The sequence below is a fragment of the Flavobacterium sp. 2 genome (assembly GCF_049949195.1).
Lineage (GTDB): Bacteria > Bacteroidota > Bacteroidia > Flavobacteriales > Flavobacteriaceae > Flavobacterium.
In genome coordinates this window covers 777,125-801,710 of the sequence record NZ_CP188206.1, presented here as the reverse complement: position 1 = coordinate 801,710, position 24,586 = coordinate 777,125, and the positions used below count along the sequence as shown (strand labels likewise).

Genomic DNA, 24,586 nt, shown 5'->3' with positions numbered 1-24,586 from the left:
ATAATGAAAAAATCAATCATAATAACCGTAGCTCTTCTAGGTCTCATTTTTGCTTCATGCGAAAAAGAACTTGACCTAAATAGCCCAAATGATATTACAGTTGACCAATATTGGAAAACTGAAAGTGACGCACAAGCCGGAGTAAATTCAATTTACGCCATGTTTTACAAAGATGGTTTGTGGGCAAGATGGATTTATTTCCGTTTGGATTTGACTTCTGATGAAGGATATAGCGTAAGCCCGTGGACAGAATTAGCAGATTGGACAAGATTCAATTACATCAATTATAACTTCTGGGAAGGAAATGCTGTAACGTGGAGAGATACTTACAAAGCGATTTTTAGATGTAACCAAGTTTTGGCAAATGTTCCAAATATTACTTTCCAAAATGAAGACACAAAAAAGAGAATTATAGCGCAGGCTAAATTTTTGAGAGCATTGCATTACTATTATGCAGCAGTAATTTGGGAAGATATTCCGTTGGTTTTAGAACCATCTACGCCGGCAGATTTACCAAAGCAAGTAAAAGTAACTGAAGTTTGGGCTCAAGTTGAAAAAGATTTAAACGAAGCTTTCGCAGATTTGCCAAGAGACTGGTCAGGTGCAGATATTGGAAGACCTGATAAAGGAGCAGCAAAAGCCTTTCTTGCAAAAGTCTATATGCAACAACACAAATGGGCTGAAGCAAAAACTTCTTTAGACTATTTGATTTCTGGAGCAGGAGCTAAATACAGCTTGCAAGCAAACTACAGAGACAATTTTACAGATTTGCATGAAAACAATAGCGAATCTGTTTTTGAAATTCAATTTGGAGATCAAAGAAAAGGCGGAACTGGAGAAGATCAAAATGCTGCAGTTTCAAGCAACCGTTGTCAGTTTTTTGCGCCAAGAGGAATTGGATGGTCTGACGGACAAGCTCGTTTTTGGTTAGTAAATGCTTTCAAGGAAGAAAAAAACAAGGATGGAAATCTTGATATCCGTTTAAGATGGACTTTGTATTATCCTCAATTGTTAGCTGATTTTGGAGACAAAACATACAATAGAAACTGGGAATGGAACAATAACGAAGCTTGGTTCAGAAAAGGAAGCCGTGATTATTACAGAGATAATGAAGACTACTATTCTCAAGTAAATTACAGATTAGTTCGTTATGGTGATATTTTGTTGCGCTACGCAGAAGTTTTGAACGAATTAGGAAATACTGCGCAAGCGTATCAATATGTTGACATGGTAAGAGCGCGTGCTAACATGAACACATTAGCCGTAGCGCATCCTGAAATTGGAAATAATCATGATTTGTTCTTGGAAAGATTAAAAACGGAAAGAGTTTTAGAATTAGCTGGTGAAAGTGTTCGTTGGGAAGATCTAAAACGTTGGGGAGATTTGAATACTCAGGCTTCTGTTGATAAAATCGCACTTCGTGATTCAGATTTTAAAAACTTTAAAGTGGGTAAAAATCACAGAATGCCAATTCCACAAACAGATGTTGATAATAATCCAAATCTAGATCAAAACTCAGGATATTAAAAATTAAATTTTTTGAGGGAATCAGATGCTTCAAATCTGATTCCCTTATCATAAAGAACAATTGTTCATAATAACAATATTGAAAATGAAGAAAGTAAAATTGTGTCTGACATTAGTGTTGGCAGGGCTAGTATTGCTTAGCTGCAACAATAAAAAAAGTAATTCTGAAGAAAACAAAACAGAAAACACTTCAGTAGAAAAAAGAGAAATCTGGACTAAAGATCAGGCCAATAAATGGTACGCAGAACAACCTTGGTTAGTAGGCGCAAATTATTCTCCTAGCACAGCTATAAATCAGTTAGAGATGTGGCAGGAAGATACTTTTGATCCAAAAAGAATTGATCAGGAATTAAGTTGGGCAGAAGGTGTTGGCATGAATGTAATGCGTGTTTATTTGCACGATTTATTGCACCAGCAAGATGCAGAAGGTCTTTATAAACGCATGGATACTTTTTTAGGAATTGCAGATAAACATCATATTAAAATACTTTTTGTTTTGTTTGATTCTTGCTGGGATCCGTTTCCTGTTTTAGGAAAACAACGTGCGCCAAAACCGCATACACACAATTCTGGATGGGTTCAGGCTCCGGGACAAAAAGCACTTCAAGACAAAACACAATATCCTCGTTTAGAGAAATATGTAAAAGAAACGGTTGGTCATTTTAAAGATGATAAACGAATTTTAGGTTGGGACGTTTGGAACGAACCAGATAATATGACAGGACCATCTTACGAAAAAGTAGAAATCAAAAACAAAGTTGATTTGATTCTGCCACTTTTAAAAGATGTTTTTGTTTGGGCAAGATCAAGCAATCCGTCACAACCATTGACTTCTGGAGTTTGGGTTGGAGATTGGAGCGACGAAGCTAAAATGCAACCAATGCACAAAATGCAGATTGAGCAGTCTGATGTAGTTTCTTTCCACAATTACAACACACCTCAGGATTTCGAAAAAGTAATCAAACAATTACAACGTTACGGAAAACCATTAATCTGTACAGAATATATGGCAAGACCAAACGGAAGTACTTTCGAAGGATTTCTTCCAATTGCCAGAAAATATAATATTGGTATGATCAACTGGGGATTTGTTGATGGAAAAACACAAACAAAATACGCTTGGGACAGTTGGACTAAAACCTATACTGCAGAACCAAAATTATGGTTTCATGAAGTGCTTCATACTGACGGAACGCCATATATTCAAGCCGAAACTGACTTGATTAAAAAAATGACTTCTGAAGCGAATAAGAAGAATTAGATAATGTGTCAATTTGATAATTAGATAATTGTTTTTGGCCACTCCCGATAGCTATCGGGATAAACGGATTAAACGGATTTCCGCCGATTATTTTAAACTACATCAGTGAAAATCTGTTTAATCTGTAAAATCCGTGGGCAATAAAATAAAACGTAACAGCAATGAAAATATACACAATAAAACAACTCTTTTTTCTAGCGATGATTTTGGTTGGATTTTCCGCGAAAGCGCAACAACCAGATCCGCCGGGACAAGTGAAGGGAAATGAAAAACCGAAAAACGAAGCCTATCTTTTTGCGCACATGACGCATAATGATTACGGCCGATTGTATTATTCAGTTAGTTTAGATGGACTTCATTGGGAAAATCTGAACAATGGAAAACGCGTTTTCGAAGAATACAAAGGGCATCCCGACATTTGTAAAGGGCCAGACGGGAAATATTATATTGCTGGAAATACTGGTGATGATGCTAAAAGTATCAATATTTGGGTTTCGGATGATTTAATCACTTGGAAAAAACATTCTGATTATACTCCTGATTTAAAAAGTACCCCAGATTATTCAAATGCTTTACAGCGAATTGGAGCGCCAAAATTATATTACGACAAAGATTCTGAAAAGTTCATTATGACTTGGCACACGCCGCATTTGGAAGGAACAAAAGAAGATGGAGAACGTTATTGGGCAAGTCAACGCACGTTGTATGTTTTGTCTAAAGATTTAAAAACCTTCGAAGGAACTCCAAACCGTTTATTCGATTGGGATATGGGAACAATTGATGTTTTCATCCGTAAAATCGGCGATTCCTACTACGCCGTGATTAAAGACGAAACCTATCCAACTTTGTATTGGACAACCGGAAAAACCATCCGAATTGCCAAATCAAAATCCCTTTTAGGACCGTATTCTTTGCCCCAGCAATCTATCAGTCCAAACTTCAGAGAAGCACCAATGTTGATTCCTTCTCCTGATGACAAAATATGGTACATGTATTACGAACAATACCCAGGCGTTTCGTACGGATTATCAATCGCAGATAACCTAAACGGACCTTGGTTTCAAGCCTCAGGCTACACTTTTTTCTCTGATTGGGACAAATACAGTCTTCCAGAAAAAGTGCGTCATGGTTGCATGATTACAATTTCAAAAAAAGAATACGACAGTTTGGTGAAGAAATTCGGAATTACGAAAAAGTTATAAAGTATAAATTATGAATTATGAGTTATGAGTTATGAATTACAAGTTTAGTGGTGTTTAAGTTAAACTCATAATTCATAACTCAAAACTCATAATTAAGAAGATTTGGTTAGTTAAGTTAGTTTGAGAATTTACCAGGCTTATGTTGGTTATAAGTCTGGTAATTCATTTTGATTTAGAAGAAATATTATGGCATTATTTCAAATAAAAATGCCCAATACATATATAGCATGAAAAGAAAAAGTATCTTTTTTTTAGCCTTGATTTCAGTGTTAGCAGCAAATGCACAATGGAAGCCACAAGGAGATAAAATCAAAACAAAATGGGCAGAGCAGGTTGATCCGAACAAAACTTTACCTGAATACCCCCGTCCGATTATGGAGCGCGGCCAATGGAAAAATCTGAATGGTTTGTGGAATTACGCCATTCAAGAATTTGGAAAAGCAGCGCCTTCAAAATATGATGGGCAAATTCTGGTTCCGTTTGCGGCCGAATCAAGTTTGTCTGGTGTTATGAAAAATGTTGGAGCCAAAAATGAACTTTGGTACGAAACCAATTTTTCGATTGAATCAGGCTGGAACGGTAAAAACATTCTTTTGCATTTTGGTGCTGTCGACTGGAAAACGGAAGTTTTTATAAATGACGTAAAAGTGGGTTCGCATACTGGCGGATATACACCGTTTTCGTTTGATATTACACCTTTTATTCAAAAGGGAAAAAATCAAAAGCTGGTTGTAAAAGTTTGGGATCCTTCAAATGACGGGCCTCAGCCAAGAGGAAAACAAGTCAAAAATCCAGAAGGAATTTGGTACACACCAGTAACGGGAATTTGGCAGACGGTTTGGATTGAACCTGTAAATGCTAAAAATATTACTGAATTAAAAACAACTCCGAACATTGATCAAAATACAATCAGCATTAAAGCCGATGTAAATGGAGCTGAAAAAGGAGATGTAGTTGAAATTTCGGTTTTAGACAACGGAAAAGAAATTGCAAAAGAAAAAGCGATTGTTGGCGAAAGCAATGATATTGTTTTGAATGCTCCAAAATTATGGTCGCCTGAAAGTCCGTTTTTGTATCAGACGAAAATTCGTTTAATCAGCAAAAATAAAGTCGTTGATGAGGTGAAAAGTTATTTTGCAATGCGAAAAATTTCATCAAAAAGAGATGAAAACGGAATCATGAGAATGCAGTTGAATAATAAGGATTATTTTCAGTACGGACCTCTTGATCAAGGTTGGTGGCCAGACGGATTGTACACCGCTCCAACTGACGAAGCGTTGAAATACGATATTATTAAAACAAAAGAATTAGGTTTTAATATGATTCGTAAACACGTAAAAGTAGAGCCTGAACGCTGGTATACACACTGCGACCAATTAGGAATTCTGGTTTGGCAGGATATGCCAAGTGGAGACGATCAGCCGATTTGGCAAAACAGAAAATATTTTGACGGAACAGAATTGCATCGTTCTGCAAAATCAGAAGAAATCTACAGAAAAGAATGGAAGGAAATAATGGATCATTTGTATTCGTATCCAAGTATTGTCGTTTGGGTTCCATTTAATGAAGCTTGGGGACAATTCAAAACGGTTGAGATAACTGAATGGACTAAAAATCATGATCCAAGCCGATTAACAAATTCATCAAGTGGAGGAAATCATTTCCAAACGGGCGATATTTTAGATTTGCATAATTATCCTGGACCAGAAATGTATCTTTATGATGCAAGAAGAGTTACTGTTTTAGGAGAATATGGAGGAATCGGGCTTCCGTTGGAAGGACATTTATGGAGAGCAAATGACAACTGGGGCTACATTAAATTTAAAAATGAAGCCGAAGTTACTGCCGAATATATCAAGTATGCCAAGATTCTTAAAAACTACGTAAAAACGGGTTTCTCAGCTGCAGTTTATACGCAAACAACTGATGTTGAAGGTGAAGTAAATGGTTTTATGACATACGATAGAAAAGTGGACAAAATGGATTTCAAAGCTGTAAATAAGATTAATACTGAAGTTATAAATGCTTTGAATAAATAATTATTGATTTTAAACACATAGAGACATAGTTTTTTAGTTTTGAAAAAAAGGAAGTAAAAGAAACTAGTTTCCACACATAGTTCACACAATCTTGTCATTCCGAGGAACGAGGAATCTCCACGAGTAACTCTACAAAGATTGGCGATTCTCTATACGGAGCTACTTGCGGAGATTCCTCGTTCCTCGGAATGACAAAATGGGCTGTATTCTATTGTTTATTTAAATTAAGTGAAACGCCTTTTTAAGACAAAGCAAAACTATGTTTCTATGTGTTTAAAAAAAAAACGCGCCCCACAATAAAAAAACTAAAAATGAAAAAACATCTATTTCTTTTTTTGCTAGTGATTGTTTCGGCTGGATATTCACAGCAAAAAACATTCACAAATCCCATTTTGCCATCGGGCGCAGACCCTTACAGTACCTACTATAAGGGGTATTATTACTATACAAATACGCTTGGGAATAAATTGGTTTTATGGAAAACAAAAGACTTGTCAGACATTAAAAATGCTGAAAGTAAAGTGATTTGGACACCGCCAAAAAATACTAATTATTCGGCTGAAATCTGGGCACCAGAATTTCATATTATCAGCGGAAAATGGTACTGTTATTTTGCTGCAGATAATGGCGACAACAACAATCACAGAATGTATGTTTTAGAAAATAAAGCATCAGATCCGTTTAAAGGGAATTTTGAGTTTAAAGGAAAAATCGCTGCCAAAACCGATAAATGGGCAATTGATGGAAATGTTTTTGAACACAAAAAACAACTCTATATGATTTGGGCTGGCTGGGAAGGCGACACCAACGGACAACAAAATATTTACATCGCTAAAATGAAAAGTCCGCTTGAAATTGATGGTGATCGCGTTAAGCTTTCTTCGCCAACAAACGATTGGGAAACACACGGAGCATTGCACGATGATGTAAATCCGCCACAAGTGAATGTAAACGAAGGGCCTCAGTTTTTAGAAAGAAATGGCAAAATATTTATTGTTTTTTCGGCAAGTGGATGCTGGACTGATTTCTATTCTTTAGGATTGTTAGCGTTTAATGGAGGTGATAATTTATTAGACCCAAATGCGTGGAAAAAATCGCCTGAGCCAATTTTCAAACAATCCGATAAAAACAAAGTTTACGCGCCTGGACATAATTCATTTTTTAAATCTCCTGACGGAAAAGAAGACTGGATTTTATATCACGCCAATTCAAATCCCGGAGAAGGTTGCGGAAATAAAAGATCTCCAAGAATGCAGAAAATTAATTGGGATGCCAACGGATTTCCGGTTTTAGGTGAACCAGTTAGTGAAGAAACCAAATTGGCAATTCCATCAAAATAAAATCATCATAAAATCATAAAAATGAAAAATATTCAAATTGCTGCAGTCATTTTACTGGCACTTTTTCAATTTAATTGTAAAGACAATAAAAAGGAAAATGCAGCCTCAAAAGAAACTACCGAAATAAGTTCAGATTCGGTAAAAACCGTTTTAGAAACTAAAAATTTTGATACGATTATTGATGGTAAAAAAGTCAATTTATATTGGATAGAAAATAAAGGAATTAAAGCTGCTTTTACCAATTATGGTGGAAGATTGATTGGACTTTGGGTTAATGATAAAAATGGAAAACCAACCGATGTTGTAGTCGGAATGAACAGTGCAAAAGGTTTTAAAACATCTACAGAACCTTATTTTGGAGCTACAATCGGAAGAGTCGGAAACAGAATCGGAAAAGGGAAATTTACTTTGGAAGGAAAACAATACCAAGTGCCGTTAAATAATGGTAAAAATGCTTTGCATGGTGGCGTAAAAGGCTTTCAGGACGTAGTTTGGAATGCCGAAAAAACAAATGAAAACACTTTGGTTTTTACTTATGTTTCACCAAATGGAGAACAAGGTTTTCCTGGAAATTTGTCTGTAAAAGTGACTTATACAATTACAGATGATAATTCAATAAAAATGGAATATGAAGCGACGACTGATAAAACGACGCTTGTAAACTTAACAAATCACGCTTTTTTTAATTTGAATGGTGAAGGAAGCGGGACAATTTTAAACCATGAATTACAAATTTACGCTAACGAATTTACCCCGGTTGACGAAGGCTTGATTCCGAGTGGCGAATTAAAATCGGTAAAGAATACGGTATTTGATTTTACTTCAAAACATACTATTGGGGAAAGAATCGAAACTAAAGACGAACAATTGAAATTCGGAAAAGGCTACGATCATAATTACGTTTTAAACGGAACGAAGAAAAACGGATTAAATCATGCAGCGACAATTTCAGGAGATAAATCGGGAATTACAATGGACATTTTTACAGAAGAACCGGGGTTGCAGTTTTATAGTGGAAATTTCATGCAGTCAAAAAATACATTTAAATCCGGTGCAAAAGATGATTTCAGAACTGCTTTTGCTTTGGAAACGCAACATTTTCCAGATGCACCAAATCAGCCAAAATTTGCTCCGATTGTTTTAAAACCGGGACAAAAATATCATACGGTTTCTTATTATCAGTTTTCTTTGAAAAAGTAGCAACATAATTTAACCGCAAAGAGCGCAAAGAGCGCAAATCATTTTAAACTTTGGCGCCCTTAGCGTAATTCCTTGCGCTCTTTGCGGTTAAAAATTTAAACTCAATAAAACATGAAAAAAACACTATCCATTATAATATTATTTTGTGCTTTTACAGCTTGTTCACAGGAAAAAAGTACAGACAAACCCAAAGAAGCAAAATCAAATACAATTCTCCTAGCGGACCCAACCATCTTCTACAATAACGGATTGTATTATTTGTATGGAACTACAAGTGGGGATTTTCCAAATGGTGAAGGATTTCAAGTTTATACTTCTTCTGATTTAAAAGACTGGAAAGGTCCCGCGGGAACTCAAAATGGTTTAGCGCTGAAAAAAGGAGATGCTTTTGGAGACAAAGGTTTCTGGGCACCTCAAATTCTTTCGTATAAAAACAAATTTTATATGATTTATACGGCCAATGAAAATATAGCTTTTGCGACAAGTGATAGTCCGCTTGGGCCATTTAAAAACGAATCTAAAGAGCCGATAATTAAAACAGGAAACCAAATTGATCCCTTTATTTTTATTGATGAAGATGGAAAAAAATACTTATATCATGTTCGTTTGACAAATGGAAACCGAATTTTTGTTGCTGAAATAAATGATGATTTTCAAAGTATTAAACCAGAAACATTAACTGAGTGTATTTCAGGAGTTTTACCATGGGAAAATACACAAAACGTAAGCTGGCCAGTTACTGAAGGTCCAACTGTTTTAAAACACAATGGTTTGTATTACATGATTTATTCGGCAAATGATTTTAGAAACATCGATTATGCCGTCGGTTACGCAACAAGCAAAAGTCCGCTTGGACCTTGGGAAAAAGCTACAGACAGCCCAATTATCAGCAGGAAAAATACCAAACAAAATGGAATAGGGCATGGTGATGTATTTTGGGACAAAGACAATAAAATGCATTACGTATTGCACACGCATTTTAATGAAAGTGCCGTTTCACCTAGAAAAGCCGGAATGATTTCAATTGAATTTAAAGGAGATAAATTAGTAGCAAATCCAGAGAGTTTTATTTTTTTGAACAAAAATTAACTTCAAAACGTTATTTAAAAAATCATTCCATTCTTATTTAGAATCATAGAAATTTCAATGAAGCCTGTTTTATTTTAAAGCAGGCTTTTTTATTGATAGTCATTGTGTTATAAGTGTTGGTTTTACATCTTTTAATTATCCTTATTTAGAATAATTAAAAATAATTAGGAAAAATAAGTTTTAGAAACTACTTTTGCCAACGAAATTTAAAACCAGACAAAATGAATAGCTTAACCATTAAAAAAATCTGTTTTTTTGTACTTTTCGTAACATCATTAACGATGATGGCGCAAAATCAAAATACAGGCAGGGTAACAGGAAAAGTATCTTTGAGCGGAAATGCTCCGGCGGAAGGTGTATCTGTTGCTCTTAAAGGAACAAAATATAGTGCTGTAACCAATGAAAATGGACAGTACGACATTAGAAATGTCAAACCAGGCTCTTACACGATCAGCATTCATTCAGTTGGAATTCATGGTCAAGAGGCGGCCATTGTTGTAACAGCAAAACAAGTCACAACAAAAAACTTTGCACTTTCTGAAAGTCAGGAAGATCTTGACGAAGTTGTTATCACAAAAAACAAATACAAACAGGATAAACCTTCGTTGTCATTGCGTCTTCAGACTCCGGTTTTGGAAATCCCGCAAAACGTTCAGATTGTAAGCGGTCAGACTTTAAAAGATCAGCAAATTACAAGTATGAGCGACGGAGTTATTCGTAACGTGAGTGGAGCGGTACGTTTGGAACACTGGGGCGATTTGTACACAAATATTACAATGCGTGGTTCTCAAATTCAGGCTTTTAGAAACGGATTTAATGTAGTTTCTTCTTTCTGGGGGCCATTAACTGAAGATATGAGTTTTGTAGATCATATCGAATTTGTAAAAGGACCTGCTGGATTCATGCTTTCAAGTGGTGACCCAAGCGGACTTTATAATGTGGTGACTAAAAAACCAACCGGAATTACAAAAGGAGAAGTTTCTGTACTTGGAGGAAGCTATGACTTTTACAGAGTTAGCCTTGATCTTGACGGGAAATTGGATAAAAAAGGAAAATTGCTCTACAGATTCAACGGAACTGCTCAAAATAAAGGTTCGCACCGTGCATTTGAACATAATAATCGTTATGTAATTGCTCCGGTAATTTCATATCAAATTGACGATAAAACAAAAATTACTGCTGAATACAATTTTCAGTATGCAAACATGACTGAGGTTGGTTCGTACTATGTTTTTGGACCTGCATCTGATGGATATGCAACATTGCCAGTTGGATTTACCATGACACAACCGGGACTTCCAGATACTAATATTCAGGATCACAGCGGTTATTTTACGTTTGAACATAAGTTTGATGACAACTGGAAACTTACAGCACAGACTTCTTATTTTAAATATATTCAACAAGGATATAGTTCATGGCCAAGCATGGTTGGTTCTGATGATAATGCTCTTGGAAAAGGAAATATTATTAGAAATGTTGGTATTTGGGATGCAGAAAGTAACATGTATTTAGGACAAATATTTGTAAACGGGAAATTTAACACAGGATCTGTTAGCCACAAAATATTAAGTGGAGTAGACTTAGGAAGTAAAGATTATATGGCAGATTGGGGACAATCTCATGATCTTGATACAGCAGCTAATCCATTCAATGTTTATAATCCAAATTATGGAACACCATCTAACGGTTTTCCTGCTTTTGACCACGATACACCATTAAGCCAAAGAGCTGGCGGACTTTATGGTTCAGAATATGCGGCTGGTTATATTCAGGATGAACTTGGATTTTTCCAAAACAAATTAAGATTGACTCTTGCTGCAAGATATACATGGATTAAACAGACTAGTAGTTATGATGATCCACAGGAAGATAGTCATATTACACCTCGTGTAGGAGTTAGCTATTCTCTAAACGAAAGCACAGCTTTTTACGGATTATATGATCAGGCTTTTTCTCCTCAATCAGGAGTTGTTAGAGATGGTCAGGTTAAGCCGCTTACAGGAAATAATGTTGAATTTGGAATTAAAAAAGACTGGTTTGACGGTTCTTGGAATACAAGTTTATCTGTTTATAATATCTTGAAAAAGAATGAGCTTACAGGTGATCCTAGAAATACACCAAACGAACAATATAAAATTGTTCTTGGAGAAAAAAGAGCTCAGGGTGTTGAATTTGACGTTAGAGGAAAACTATTTGATGGTTTAAACCTTATTGCAAATTATGCTTTTACAGAATCTATTGTAAATAAAGTTGACCCATTAGTTTCTGCTGCAACGGGAATTGAAAAAGGAGATATCGTACCAGGTTATGCTAAACATACAGCAAATGCATGGTTAAATTATACAGTTCAGGGCGGAAAACTAAAAGGTTTTGGAGCTTCTATTGGAGGAACTTTCCTTGACGGACGCCAAACGGATACTTGGAGTGAAGGTCTTCAAAAATTGCCTTCTTATTTTAAATTAGATGGAGGCTTATCTTATGAAACTGGTAAAGTTAAAGTAACGGCCAACGTATTTAATATCTTGAACAAATACCTTTACAGCGGTTCTTACTACCAGTGGCTAGATGCTTATTATTGGCAAACTGAAGCGCCAACAAACTTTAGAGTTGGTGTAACATATAAATTTTAATGGTTTGTTCTAGTTGAAAAATTACAAATCAAAAAAGCATCTGTCTTAATTGGCAGATGCTTTTTTTTTAGCTACTAAGTTGCTAAGATTCTCTGAGGTTCTAAGTTTAAAAAAAATCCTTTTAATCTGTGTAATCTGTGGCTAAAAACTATCCTTTTTGAATTAACGGAATCAGTTTTGATCCAATAAGTTCAATTGCATTCATTAATTGCGTGTGTGTCAATCCGGCATTATCCATTTGAAAAGTAAATCGGTCAACGCCTCCTAAAGCTTCGCTGTGTCTTAGGATTTTCTCGGCTGCACGTTCAGGACCACCAACAATTAAAACACCTAAATCATCAATAAGTCCGTCAAATTTTCCTTTTGTTACAGGAGGCCAGCCACGTTCGTAGCCTAATTTTGTCCAAAGTTCAGCATAACCAGGATAGTATTCTTCAATCGCTTTTTCTGTTGTATTTCCAACATAACCAGGAGAATGTAATCCTACTTTCAGTTCTTCAGGTTTATAACCTGCTGCTTTTCCAGCTTCGCGATATAAATCAATCAATGGACGAAAACGATGCGTTTGTCCACCAATGACGGCAACCATTAGAGGTAATCCTAAACTTCCTGCTCTTATAAAAGATTCCGGAGTTCCGCCAACACCCAGCCAAACAGGTAATTTTTCCTGCAAAGCTCTCGGATAAATCGGAAGATTATTTATAGCGGGACGAAATTTCCCTGACCAAGTAACAAATTCATTATCTCTGATTTGTAAAAAAAGATCTAATTTTTCCTTGAAAAGAGCATCATAATCGTTTAAATCAAATCCGAAAAGGGGATAAGCTTCAATTGAAGACCCGCGTCCAGCAACAATTTCGGCTCTTCCTTTCGAAATTAAATCCAATGTTGCAAAACTTTGATAAACTCTCACAGGATCTGCAGCACTTAAAACCGAAACCGCACTCGATAAAAGTATATTTTTTGTTCTTGCCGCGGCTGCGCTCAATATCACAACTGTAGCCGAATCTAAAAACTCTTTTTTATGATGTTCTCCAATTCCGAAAACATCCAAACCAGCTTGATCTGCAAGTTCAATTCTTTGAAGTAATTGTTCCATCGCATCAACACTGCTTAAAGTGTTGTTGTCTCCGTACATTGCCGAAGCAAAACTGTCAATTCCTATTTCCATACTGTTTAAATTAGATGTATTTTCTAATGAGAAAAACCAAATGAAATACTGGTTATAATAATTAAAATAACAATCAGTGTAATAACAACATAAAGATAATCCCTTTCAATAAGAAAAGAGAATAATGAAAGTAAAACCCTGAAAACAGGCGTAAGAAACAATAATATAATTCCGAAGAAAATCAAAAATTCACCATTTCCCTGAATTACGCCACGATAAACATCGGCAATTACTTCAAATATATTTCGGTCATTTTCTTTGAAGACAGAATAATCTTCAATATCATTTCCGTGATGCATCAAATAAACAATTCCGCCTATGAAAGCTACTGAAAGTGAAATCCAGACACCATATCGCAATAAATTTCCAACAATAGCCTGAAAATCTTTTTCTCCAAATTTTTCGTGCTGCATATTTTTAGATTTTTCCATTAAGTCCGTTATAAATCATATTAATTGCTAAAACAAAAATTAAGCAGGCAAAAAATATTCTTAGTTTTTTAGGGTTTGTTCGCACTAATACTTTGGCACCAGCCATTGCACCGAATAAAACACCAATAACAACAGGCATACAAATTCCGGGTTCAATATATCCTTTTTGAATATAAATTACAGAACTCGCCATTGCAGTAACACCCATCATAAAGTTACTGGTAGTAGTCGAAACTTTAAACGGAATACGCATAATATTATCCATCGCAATTACTTTAAAAGCGCCAGATCCAATTCCGAGTAAGCCAGACATCATTCCGGCAAGTCCCATCATACTAAAACCGCCAATTACATTTTTAGTGCCATAACTTACCACTTGGCCGTCATGCGTTGGGTAGGTTCCGTCTAATTTTAGTTTTTTTGCTATTGGACTTGATTCTAAAACAATATGTTCTTCTTTTTTTCGAAGTGAATTTATTGCCGAGAAAATCAAGGTAAGTCCGAATAAAACGGCAATGAAAGAAGTTGGAGCAATAGCCGAAAGCAACGCACCGCCAACAGCGCCAATTGTTGTGGCGATTTCAAGGAAAATTCCCAATCGCATATTAGTTATTCCTTCTTTTACATACGCTGCCGCAGAACCTGAAGAAGTTGCAATTACCGAAACCAAAGCGGCTCCAATTGCATAATGAATATCAACGCCTAAAATGACAGTTAAAAGTGGAATAATAATGATACCGCCTCCTAATCCTGATAATGAACCAATAAAACCTGCTAAAAAAGCACCAAGAATCATAATCAGCGTAAACGTAAGTACTGTCATTCGAATAAATTTTGTTTTGGCTAATTTACGAATTGATATTTGGTGAAGGAATTTTTAGGAGCTTAAAAAATCCTTAAAAAAGCGAAAACGTTTTTTACAGAAGCACTAAAAATAACTTTTTAAGACAACAAAAAAGCCACAAAGATTCATTTTTGTGACTTTAAAGAAGTTTTATTTTTTGATATACATCGATCCGTTTTTTGTGGATATTTTGTCCAGTTCACCTTTTTCATGTAGTTTTCCAAGAATCATTCTGGCGTCAAAATAAGATTTATTTAAAATGACAGCATATTCTTTTGGTGTTAGTGTGGGATAAATTTCAAAAAGCGATAAAGGGTTTTCATTTGGAATTGGTTTCTTTTTTGCTTCTGGAAATACAGCTAATAAAGCATTTTCATAAGCATCATAAGATTTTGAGCCGTAAACCATAAATCGATTGTCATTTTTATCGGCAAAGAAAAATGTTGGAAAACCTCTTACGCCCAATTTTTTTCCGTAATCTAAATCTTTCTGAAAAAGTTCCTCGGCATCGTCATAATCTGCTTTCAGCTTTTCAATGTTAAGATTTGCCAATTTTGCAGCTTCTTCAATGTTGTTCCATTTAGCAATATTTTTCTTTTCTAAATATAATTTCTCACGAAGTATACGCATGAAATGAATTGCTTTTTCTTTGTTTTGGATTTGAGCTGCTTTCATTGCAATACAAGAAGGATAGGAAGAATCAAGTGGATCTTCGAGCCAGACATCTCCATCAATTGGCATTTCATAATGCAAACTTGCTTCGTCCCAATGATGTGCCACATCTGACGGTTTACTGATTCCTCCGCTATTATAACTCCAATCCGGAAGCAGACCGCCCATACGATAATCAATTTCAAAATAATCGCCATATTCAAGTTTGAGTTTTCTTAGTTGAGGTTCAATTCCCCAGCAAGATGAACATATAGGATCAGTATAATAAATTATTTTAACGGGTTTATTTTCTGTTTGAATAACGGCTGTTTCATTTAATTTTTCGTTAGAAGGCATTTTACATGTTCCAGTTACAGGATTACATATTAACGGATTTGAATTATTTTCTGTCATTTTTAAATTCGTTTGCGATTTACAGTTTAAACTGCAGATCAGGATTAATAATAGTCCTATTTTCATAAAAACGGGTTGAAAAATTAGCGTTCAGCTTTTAAATTTTCATATTTTTATGACAAAGTTCGCTAGTGTTTAATCAAAAGTCAATTAGTCAAAAAAATATGACTACAGAAAATAAAGAAGAAAAAGAAAGCGGTTGTCCGGCAGAAGGACTTCTAAAATTATTATCAGGAAAATGGAAACCTCAAATTTTCTTATTAGCGGTTGATGGACCAATACGTTTCAACGGACTTTTAAGAGATATGAAAGGCTCTAACAAACAATCAATTGCAGTAGCACTGCGCGAACTCGAAGAATTTGGGCTTTTGGATAAGGAAGTCATCAAATTAAAACCGCTTCATATTGAATACAATTTATCGGAAAAAGGAAAATCTTTAATTCCGGTTTTTAGACAATTAGAATCTTTTTTTGAAAAATAATTTTCAGCATTTACATTCATTAAATTTTCATTAACAAAAAATACCTTTTCATTAGTTTATATTTGTAAGAGAACAAATTAAATCTAAAGAACTGTTTTTTATGAAAGCAAAGCCTTTTTTAAGCCTCTTTTTATTGGTCGTTTTATCGACAGTTTCTTATGGTCAGAACGTAAAACTTATTACGGTCGACCAACTTCATGAACGAATTAAAAATGGAAAAGACAGCACTTATGTTGTCAATTTCTGGGCAACCTGGTGCGCGCCTTGCGTTAAGGAATTACCTCATTTTGAAAAACTTCAGTCCGAATTTAAATCAGAGAAACTGGCAGTTTTATTGGTAAGTGTTGATTTTAAATCCAAATTGAATTCGGCTGTAATTCCTTTCGTCAAGCGAAAAAACCTTCAAAATCAAGTGTTTTTATTAAACGAAAGCAGCCCGCAGGAATATATTGACCGAATCGATCCTTCATGGTCAGGAAGTATTCCTGCAACACTTTTCATTAAAGACGATAAACGAAAATTTGTTGAAACCGAATTGACCTACGAACAACTATTAACTGAATATAAAAAACTATAAATTATGAAAAAGATTATCACTTTATTAGTATTGGTATTTACAGCCTGGTTATCGCAGGCGCAGACAGCAACGCTGAAAGCAGGCGATGCAGCACCAGATTTTAAACTTAAAAATGTTGACAATAAAGAAGTTTCTTTTGCAAGTTTTCCTAAAGCAAAAGGTTTTATTGTGGTTTTTACATGCAATACATGTCCGTATGCAGTTGCATATGAGCAACGTATTATCGATTTAGATAAAAAATTCAGACCTCAAGGGTATCCTGTAATTGCAATTAATCCAAATGATCCTGAAGCTTCAAAAGCAGATGCATTCAATAAAATGCAGGATTTAGCAAAAGATAAAAGTTATCCTTTCCCATATTTATTTGATGCAGGACAAGTAGTTACAGATCAATATGGTGCAAAACATACACCGCATATTTTTATTGTATCTAAAACTCCAAAAGGAAATGTTATTGAATATGTGGGAGCAATCGATAATGATCCAGAAGGAACAAAAGCTGAAAAAACAAAATATGCCGAAGATGTGATTGCTGCTTTGCAAAGCAACAAAAAGCCAATAATTACGCAGACAAAAGAAATTGGCTGTACAGTAAAAAGAAAAGCGAAAGCATAAATTTTAGAATATTAATTTGTGAAAAGGGCTGTCTCAAAAATGAGATAGCCCTTTTTTTATAAAATTTCGAAAAGTCTTATTCTGTTATTAATAAAACTTTGTTGCGCTGTACTTTTTAATTTGTAGGTATATGTTTACTAAATAGATTTTTTTAATTCTCTATTTAACTAACTAAAACTCGCATAAAAATTATGGCGCATTTTTCAGATCAAGTTCACATTACCATAGGAGGTTTTACTCAAAACATTATTTATTATGATTTGAAGCTCTTTCAAAAAATGGCAGATCATCATTATTTTTCGTTTGTGTGGCAATATACCGGCAAGGCTGTCATAAAACCTGAAGATCAAGCTAAAGCGCTGATGAGATATAACGGAAGCGAGGTTATTTTTACTTTCAAAAGCTTGACAGGAATCAAACTGATGAGCAAAGGCATCATAACAGGTTTGTCATCAGTTGACCAAAACGGAAGTGCCGTTGGCTTGCATGTGAGCGGAACAAGCCACAGTATTGTATTGGAAGATATGCCAAAATCAAGGACTTACCTAGAAAGAGGAATGGATGACATTGTTCTGGACATTCTATATGAAGGTCCGACGGAATTCTATCAGAGAGACGCCATAAGATCAACCTACATGAAAGAGTTCAATTACATGGCCCAGTATAATGAAACGAGTTTCAATTTCTTGAAAAGGCTGGCGCAGCGCTACGGGCAGTGGTTTTATTTTGACGGAATGCGCATGCAGTTCGGGCAGACCAAAACTTCTAAGATAAAGCTCATAAATGGAGCTTCACTGCACAGTTTCAAGATTCAGGTTAATATGACTGCTCACAAGATTTCGCTCGCAGGCTACGATTATAATAACGCTACCAATATTAAAAATTCTTCACCAAGAACCTCCACAGGAAGCAGAGACAGTTTTGCGTCAAATGTCGGTTTTAATCAAGGAACCGTTGCTCAGCCGGATTTGAGTATCGGCGCCTATACCAACAACGCGCAGAACAAAGACGAAATAGACGAAATGGTCACGCTGCAGACCGCAGGAAGCGATGCAAACAGTGTTTACTACAGTGGAATATCGTATTTCCCAATAGGACTTGGGCAGACATTTACAATCATTAACCAAACTACCGAGCATCATCTCGTCTGTATAGAAGCTACACATCATTCAGAAGTGCACGGTAATTATACTTGTGAATTCAAAGCCATTCCAGCAGATGTTACAGCTCCGCATTATACAGATACAAAAGTTTTTGCCAAAGCAGAAACTCAGCCGGCAAGAATAAAAGACAACAACGATCCTGAAGGACTTGGACGAGTAAGAGTTGAATTTTTTTGGGGAAATGGAAGCAGGTCAAGCCAGTGGATCAGAATGATCCAGCCACATACGGGAGCCGGAAAAGGGTTTTATTTTATTCCAGAAATTGATGAGGAAGTTTTGGTTGGTTTTGAAGGAGGCAATGTGCAGTGTCCTTATGTAATGGGAGCGCATTATAATGGGCAGGCAAAAAGTAATTATGCTACTGAAAAGAATGATTTGAAAGTTTTGCAGACACGAAGTGGAAACAGAATTATTTCAGATGATTCTACAGGTGATATCACAATAGAAAGTCAAAAAGGACAAACTATAGCAGTTATTCATGGGGACGGGAACATTAGATTTAAAGCACCAAAAAATATTGAGTTTGAAGCTGGCGAGGATTTTATTGTTAGGGCAGGAAGAGATGTAAAAGTAAATGCCAAAGAAAATATTGAAATCGAGGCAGGGAATAATATTTCTCAGGAAGCAGAGAATGATATATTTATTAGTGCGATTGGGAATATTTTGGAAAAATCAGATAATCGAACTGAAATTGCTGATAAAGATTTTAATAGAACTTCTGATACTTCAAATGAAATTGCCACAGAAGCCAGCCTTTATAGCCACCAAGAAAACATGACGATACAAAGTGGCAAACAAGTCTTGATTAACAGTGCAGAAAATTCTAATCTTTTTTAAATTAATGTTATGGCGATTACAAAAAAGGCAAAAAATATTCAAATAAAAGTAATAGATGGTTATCAATTAATTGTTGGTGGTAAACTTAAAAAAAGTGCAAATAAATTAAACTTTGAAGCAACTAAAGACGATTTGAATTTAGTAAGTGGAAAAAAAATAATAATTAGCGGTGAGAAAAAATAGTATTAAAAAGTATAACATATTATTATGTTTTATCATAATAATAGTGATAACTGTAGTAACAATAACAATGAGTTCATACATAGAAAAAAAATATGAGTGGTCTGCAGATATTTCTGCACCGAGAGAATATCCTATAGAAGTATATACGGGAGCCGTAGGCGGTTATTTTTTTAGCCAAATGGGAGGTTTTACTAACGCTGGCTGGGGAAATGCTGGCAGTGTAAATTTTATAAAAGCTCCATTACCTGATAGTCTTGATATGACATGGTTGTCTTATGTAGATGATAAATTTTATACAGGCGAGTGGAAACTCCCAACCGAAAAAATACAACAGCTCTTTGATGAAGGTTTTTATTCTAAAATAGGAGAGAAAATCATAGTAGAGCCTTATAAATATGTAAATATTGGTTTTGCTCCAAAAGGAATGGTAATAGTTTGGGTCGCCGGAAATGGACGACAAGTCGAAGTAGCCAGATTTCAGGCTCATGAAACAGTTATTGATCCGAGACTTATTACAGAAGACGAAAAGTATATGTTTAGGAAAAACTATGCTAAAGATGAACTAAATAATGATTTTGTAATTAATAAAGACTTAAGAGAACAAATTCAACAACATGGTTATCCCGCTCCCGAAGTTTATGAAGCGTATAGAGAAAAATATCTTTGGAAACCTAAAGTTATTTTGCCGGAAGGAAGCAACATAACTTCAATATATATTAAAATGTGTAACGGAGATATTGAAGACCCTTTGGATAGGGAAATAGGCATGGAATACAGGGCTATTCCTTATGTTTTTCAAATATACTGGTCAATTGGCAGTGGTAAAAAAGAACAGGAGTTTGTCTCAAGAATTGCTTTCACTAGTGATACTGAGTTTTGGGCAAAATCACATAAAAACAATGGAGAAGATGAGATTCCTGTAGACTTTGATAAAAACGAGATTAGAAATTTATTTAAAGAGCATATTGACAAAAATAAATCTGCAGAAATAGTTATAAAATTAAACCCTATAGAAGAAAATAGTAGAGATTGGAAGATGAATATGTATTTAGAGCAATCAGGTCAAAATTATAGCATTAATCAAATCTGCCATGATTCTGGAAAATACGACTAGTTATGAGTATAATATTTGGAGATTACACTCCACCTAAAGTAGAAACAAGAAAAGATGATATAGTTATCGGTATTTTTTTTGATGGTACCAATAATAATAAAAATAACACCAAGGCCAAAGAATATTATGATAAAAGGGCGAGAGGCGAAAAACTAACCCCTAAAGAGGAGATTTCGGCAGAGGCTTATAGAAAAAATGGCAGAGATGCTAAAAGTAGCAGTTATTACAATGCCTGGTCTAATGTGGCAAGGCTTTGTGATGCTTATCCTGAAAACCTTGCTGTGTATGTTGACGGTATTGGTACCGAGACTGAAAAAGCCGATTCTTTATTAGGAGCGGGTCTTGGTACTGGTTTTATATTAAATGGTACTGGTATTTTAGGTAAGGTAGAAGAAGGATGCAAAAATTTAGCTGATAGGATAGCTAAAGTAAGTAAAAGTAAAAATAAAGAAATACCAATACTTTATTTGGATGTCTTTGGTTTTAGTCGTGGAGCAGCTGCAGCTAGAGTTTTTCTAGATGAAATCAGCTTAAAAGCTCATCCTTTATCTATTAATAGAAAAAATAAAGGTGGTTATCTCGGATATTTTTTGGAGAAAAAAGGAATCAAAGTCAATTTGATAAAAATTCGTTTTTTAGGACTTTTTGATACGGTTTCGTCTTATTCAACATTAATTGACGGAAAGCCTAATTTTGATAACGATACTACTCAACTCCCGTTGAATAATTTAGCTAAAGCAAAAACAGTATTGCATTTTACAGCTGTAGACGAACATCGCAATAATTTTTCGCTTACTAAAACTACAACAGGAAATGAAAAGGAATTTCCAGGAGTACATTCAGATGTTGGAGGGAGCTACAATGATGGAATTGAAATAGTAAAGGCTCTAGAAAAAAATTATGAAAAAGAATTAGAAAAATTTTCAGAAAAATTGGTAAAAGAATCTTGGTATTTAGAAGATCAATTAGATATTTCTTTTTTTGGCCCCAAACATGAGCTAAAAGGTACAAGAAATCTAAAAAAAACATACAGTTATATTCCTTTGCATTTTATGGCAGAATCATCTTTAGCGCAAAATGTACCTTTCAATATGAAAAAATTAGAAACTAATAAATACAGTATTTCTGATGATGCGTTGCTTATGCGTGTAAAAAAGCGTTTGCGTGGTTACGTTTTTGGAGAAGGAAAACCTTATACTTTTAAATGGTTTGGAGATATTCATGAAAAATATAAAGGTGTTCATGAAGGTGATAGAAACTTTGGTGCCTATCAGCAACAACTACAAGAGCAAAAAGATTTAAGAGAACTTCGTAACAAATATTTGCATTGGTCAGCTGATTATGGATCTCTTGGTATGGAACCAACAAAAGATAGGAAGCGAAAAACGTTTTAGAATAAAACTAATGATATTAAAAAATAAAAAAATAGTTCAAAAAATAATTTTGTAAAACAAAAAACGCCTCAATTTCTTGAGGCGTTTTTTATTTTTATAAACTTTTCAGCTTTTTCATAAAAACCGGAAAAACTTCATTCAATTCATCAAACAAAGGATTTTTGCGGTATTTTAATTTGATTTCACTGAATAATTTTAGCCCGATTGCAAACTGAGTTGCTTCAGACGGATCATCAAATAAGTTTTTTTCTTTCATTTTTTGAATGATGCCAAAAATCTCATCGTGATTAGAAAATTCGATTCCGAGTTCTTTTGCAGGTTTAGTTTCACCGTTTGCGTACTCTTTTAAGCTTAATGTTAAATAGTATTTGTTTGATCTTTTTTCCATGATAATTTAAAAATCTATTTTATTTTAACCATTTGTCAACGATGGTTTTAAAGGGTTCTTTATATTGTTCTCCAACTGAAATTTCGGTTTTTCCGATAAAGACAGAATGTTTGCTGATGGCGCTTATTTTATCAAGCGAAACTATGAACGAACGATGAATTCGCATAAATTTAGCAGAAGGAAGTTTTTCTTCTAAAGCTTTTAAAGAAATTAAAGAAAGAACCGTTTTTTGCGAATCGTCGAGATGCACTTTTACATAATCTTTCAAACTTTCGATGTATAAAATATCTTTCAGCGAAATTCGGACCCAATTGTATTCTACTTTCAGAAAAATAAATTCATCATCGGCTGTTATAGGCTGAAAGTTATTTGAAGATTCTTCAGTTATTTGTAAAATTTTATTGGCTGCGCGCAGAAATTCTTCATAACTAAAAGGTTTTAAAAGATAATCAACTGCATTTACTTTGTAACCTTCAATAGCATAATGATTATAAGCGGTTGTAAAGACTATTTTAGGCATTAATCCCGGAGTATCCTGCAAAAGTCGGGCAAGTTCCATACCAGTTAAATTAGGCATATTGATATCTAAAAAGACAATATCAGGCTGTTTTTCTCTAATTAATCCCATTGCTTCTACAGCATTATCGCAACTTGCTGCCAATTCCAGAAAAGGCGTTTGTTGGATAAAGGTTTCCACAAGTTTTAATGCCAGTGGCTCATCGTCAACTGCTATACATTTTAATATCATCATTATTCTAAATTTAGATGCAGTTTTACATTGTATTTTCCATTTTCAGCAACGCCGGCTTTCAAACTATGTTTATTCGGATAAATCAAATGAAGTCGTCGTTTGGTATTGGTTAAACCGATTCCGCCTTCGGCTGCTGTTCCTGATTTTTCGAAATAAGTATTTTCTACTTCAAAATCAAGATTGCTTCCGTTTTGTCTCAGCTTAATGTAAATCTCACTTTTATCTGTTGCGTGAATTCCATGTTTAAAAGCATTTTCAACTAAAGGAAGCAATAACATTGGAACAATTGGATAATCGTGCAATTTTTCAGGAATATCAGTAATAATCGTCAATTTGCTGTTTGCCCGAAGTTTCATAAGTGCTATGAAATCTTTCATAAATTCGGCTTCTTTCAATAAAGAAGTTGTTTCTTCTGTGCTATAAAGTAGGTAGCGCATCATTCGGCTTAAAGTATGAAGTGCATTTCTTGAATCTTCAATATCAGTATAAGTAAGCGAATAAATACTATTTAGCGAATTGAAAAAAAAGTGCGGATTAATTTGCGCCTTCAGCATTGCTAATTCGGCCATGGTTTTATCCTGCTCCAATTTTTGTTTGTGCTGCGCGGCTTTTTGCCAATGTTGTAGCATTGCCCAGCTCGTACTTATTCCTAGAACCAATAAAGTAAGCATGAAAACGTAATTGTCGAAATAAGGATTTCTGTATTTTTTGAAGCCTAAAACTAAACTAACTTTTGTATGAACATCGGTTTGTGTGTTATAAAAATAAGCTATGAATTGCAAAGCACAGATGGCAAGAAAAGTCCACAGCAAAAATGGCGACGTATTGTCTTTAATAATGGTTTTTGGAACTATGACTTTGGCATTAGTATAAAAAATGACTATTAGCAAAAACAATACAATGATCTGCCAAAGCCAAAATACGCCAGGAAGAATTACATTCCATGTTAAAGGGATGTAAAACAGCATGATAAAGCCCAACAAAAGCCACCCGAGAATGTGCAGTCCGATAAATAAATAAGGTCTGTAGATGTTTGAAGCCATTATGAGTTATGATTTTTTAAAGACAATATTACATTTTATTTGAATATGATTGAGAACCAATCGCCCAAAATACATTTACAGCCATTAAAAACCATTTTCCAGCCGACGAGCCTAAAAATTAAACGCTTGTTTAATTCTGAAAAAAAATCCGTCGGGTGTCAGGCTATTTCTATCGATTGTCTTTTGCTCTTCGTCTATTTGAAAAATTTTGCGCATTCAATTTTAGTTCTTTTGCTT

22 protein-coding genes are annotated in these 24,586 nt (G+C 34.8%); 15 read left to right on the top strand and 7 right to left on the bottom strand.

Translation table 11 applies throughout. The annotated features are described in order from the left end of the window. The first annotated feature begins 3 nt into the window (after positions 1–3). From ACNFIH_RS03320 to ACNFIH_RS03285, 8 genes are all read left to right on the top strand, one after another. Positions 4–1,527 (top strand): RagB/SusD family nutrient uptake outer membrane protein, encoded by a 1,524-nt coding sequence (locus ACNFIH_RS03320; protein ID WP_426485486.1) that lies wholly within the window; start codon positions 4–6, stop codon positions 1,525–1,527. Between the two features lie 85 nt (positions 1,528–1,612). Further along, on the top strand, positions 1,613–2,788 hold the full coding sequence (locus ACNFIH_RS03315) for a 1,4-beta-xylanase (RefSeq protein WP_426485485.1): 1,176 nt from the start codon (positions 1,613–1,615) through the stop codon (positions 2,786–2,788). 161 nt (positions 2,789–2,949) lie between these two features. After that, positions 2,950–3,990: a glycoside hydrolase family 43 protein gene (locus ACNFIH_RS03310; RefSeq protein ID WP_426485484.1), complete on the top strand. Its 1,041-nt coding sequence runs from the start codon at positions 2,950–2,952 to the stop codon at positions 3,988–3,990. Between the two features lie 227 nt (positions 3,991–4,217). After that, positions 4,218–6,029 (top strand): glycoside hydrolase family 2 protein, encoded by a 1,812-nt coding sequence (locus ACNFIH_RS03305; protein ID WP_426485483.1) that lies wholly within the window; start codon positions 4,218–4,220, stop codon positions 6,027–6,029. A 311-nt stretch (positions 6,030–6,340) separates the two neighbouring features. Next, entirely contained in the window at positions 6,341–7,369 is a 1,029-nt protein-coding gene (locus ACNFIH_RS03300; RefSeq protein ID WP_426485482.1) for a glycoside hydrolase family 43 protein, read from the top strand. 21 nt (positions 7,370–7,390) lie between these two features. Continuing rightward, entirely contained in the window at positions 7,391–8,569 is a 1,179-nt protein-coding gene (locus ACNFIH_RS03295; protein WP_426485481.1) for an aldose epimerase family protein, read from the top strand. Between the two features lie 111 nt (positions 8,570–8,680). Beyond that, complete coding sequence (locus ACNFIH_RS03290; RefSeq protein WP_426485480.1) at positions 8,681–9,658, top strand: glycoside hydrolase family 43 protein; 978 nt, start codon at positions 8,681–8,683, stop codon at positions 9,656–9,658. Positions 9,659–9,879: 221 nt separating this feature from the next. Beyond that, the gene (locus ACNFIH_RS03285; RefSeq protein ID WP_426485479.1) at positions 9,880–12,291 is read left to right on the top strand and encodes a TonB-dependent siderophore receptor; all 2,412 of its coding nucleotides are present in this window, start codon (positions 9,880–9,882) and stop codon (positions 12,289–12,291) included. A gap of 148 nt (positions 12,292–12,439) precedes the next feature. Here the strand turns inward: ACNFIH_RS03285 and ACNFIH_RS03280 are convergent, their stop codons facing one another. The 4 genes from ACNFIH_RS03280 to ACNFIH_RS03265 form a co-directional block, all read right to left on the bottom strand. Continuing rightward, positions 12,440–13,462 carry an LLM class flavin-dependent oxidoreductase gene (locus ACNFIH_RS03280; RefSeq protein WP_426485478.1) on the bottom strand — a complete coding sequence of 341 codons (1,023 nt, stop codon included), beginning with the start codon at positions 13,460–13,462 and terminating at the stop codon, positions 12,440–12,442. A gap of 23 nt (positions 13,463–13,485) precedes the next feature. Then, entirely contained in the window at positions 13,486–13,893 is a 408-nt protein-coding gene (locus ACNFIH_RS03275) for a DUF1634 domain-containing protein (protein ID WP_081909305.1), read from the bottom strand. Further along, the gene (locus tag ACNFIH_RS03270) at positions 13,880–14,716 is read right to left on the bottom strand and encodes a sulfite exporter TauE/SafE family protein (protein ID WP_426485477.1); all 837 of its coding nucleotides are present in this window, start codon (positions 14,714–14,716) and stop codon (positions 13,880–13,882) included. Before ACNFIH_RS03270 ends, ACNFIH_RS03275 begins: the two co-directional genes overlap by 14 nt. 171 nt (positions 14,717–14,887) lie before the next feature. Continuing rightward, positions 14,888–15,802 carry a DsbA family protein gene (locus ACNFIH_RS03265; protein WP_426485476.1) on the bottom strand — a complete coding sequence of 305 codons (915 nt, stop codon included), beginning with the start codon at positions 15,800–15,802 and terminating at the stop codon, positions 14,888–14,890. A gap of 164 nt (positions 15,803–15,966) precedes the next feature. On the opposite strand from ACNFIH_RS03265, the gene ACNFIH_RS03260 reads away from it, so the two are divergent. From ACNFIH_RS03260 to ACNFIH_RS03230, 7 genes are all read left to right on the top strand, one after another. Further along, the gene (locus ACNFIH_RS03260; protein WP_142449160.1) at positions 15,967–16,284 is read left to right on the top strand and encodes a winged helix-turn-helix transcriptional regulator; all 318 of its coding nucleotides are present in this window, start codon (positions 15,967–15,969) and stop codon (positions 16,282–16,284) included. 100 nt (positions 16,285–16,384) lie between these two features. Next, positions 16,385–16,861, top strand: a complete 477-nt coding sequence (locus ACNFIH_RS03255) for a TlpA family protein disulfide reductase (protein WP_035644566.1) — start codon at positions 16,385–16,387, stop codon at positions 16,859–16,861. A gap of 3 nt (positions 16,862–16,864) precedes the next feature. Beyond that, a complete protein-coding gene (locus ACNFIH_RS03250) occupies positions 16,865–17,476 on the top strand; it encodes a thioredoxin family protein (RefSeq protein ID WP_426485475.1) in 612 nt (203 codons plus the stop codon). 191 nt (positions 17,477–17,667) lie between these two features. Next, positions 17,668–19,476, top strand: a complete 1,809-nt coding sequence (locus ACNFIH_RS03245) for a type VI secretion system Vgr family protein (RefSeq protein ID WP_426485474.1) — start codon at positions 17,668–17,670, stop codon at positions 19,474–19,476. Positions 19,477–19,485: 9 nt separating this feature from the next. Continuing rightward, on the top strand, positions 19,486–19,659 hold the full coding sequence (locus ACNFIH_RS03240) for a hypothetical protein (RefSeq protein ID WP_426485473.1): 174 nt from the start codon (positions 19,486–19,488) through the stop codon (positions 19,657–19,659). 67 nt (positions 19,660–19,726) lie between these two features. Beyond that, entirely contained in the window at positions 19,727–20,773 is a 1,047-nt protein-coding gene (locus tag ACNFIH_RS03235; RefSeq protein WP_426485472.1) for a DUF2931 family protein, read from the top strand. 2 nt (positions 20,774–20,775) lie between these two features. Then, complete coding sequence (locus tag ACNFIH_RS03230) at positions 20,776–22,167, top strand: phospholipase effector Tle1 domain-containing protein (RefSeq protein ID WP_426485471.1); 1,392 nt, start codon at positions 20,776–20,778, stop codon at positions 22,165–22,167. 94 nt (positions 22,168–22,261) lie between these two features. Here ACNFIH_RS03230 and ACNFIH_RS03225 read toward each other — a convergent pair whose 3' ends face one another. Genes ACNFIH_RS03225 through ACNFIH_RS03215 form a run of 3 tightly spaced genes read right to left on the bottom strand, consistent with a single transcriptional unit; the run spans position 22,262 to position 24,349 of the window. After that, the gene (locus tag ACNFIH_RS03225; protein WP_426485470.1) at positions 22,262–22,555 is read right to left on the bottom strand and encodes a DUF3861 family protein; all 294 of its coding nucleotides are present in this window, start codon (positions 22,553–22,555) and stop codon (positions 22,262–22,264) included. Between the two features lie 19 nt (positions 22,556–22,574). Beyond that, complete coding sequence (locus tag ACNFIH_RS03220) at positions 22,575–23,306, bottom strand: LytR/AlgR family response regulator transcription factor (protein WP_035644559.1); 732 nt, start codon at positions 23,304–23,306, stop codon at positions 22,575–22,577. After that, entirely contained in the window at positions 23,306–24,349 is a 1,044-nt protein-coding gene (locus ACNFIH_RS03215; protein ID WP_426485469.1) for a sensor histidine kinase, read from the bottom strand. Before ACNFIH_RS03215 ends, ACNFIH_RS03220 begins: the two co-directional genes overlap by 1 nt. Between the last annotated feature and the right edge of the window lie 237 nt (positions 24,350–24,586).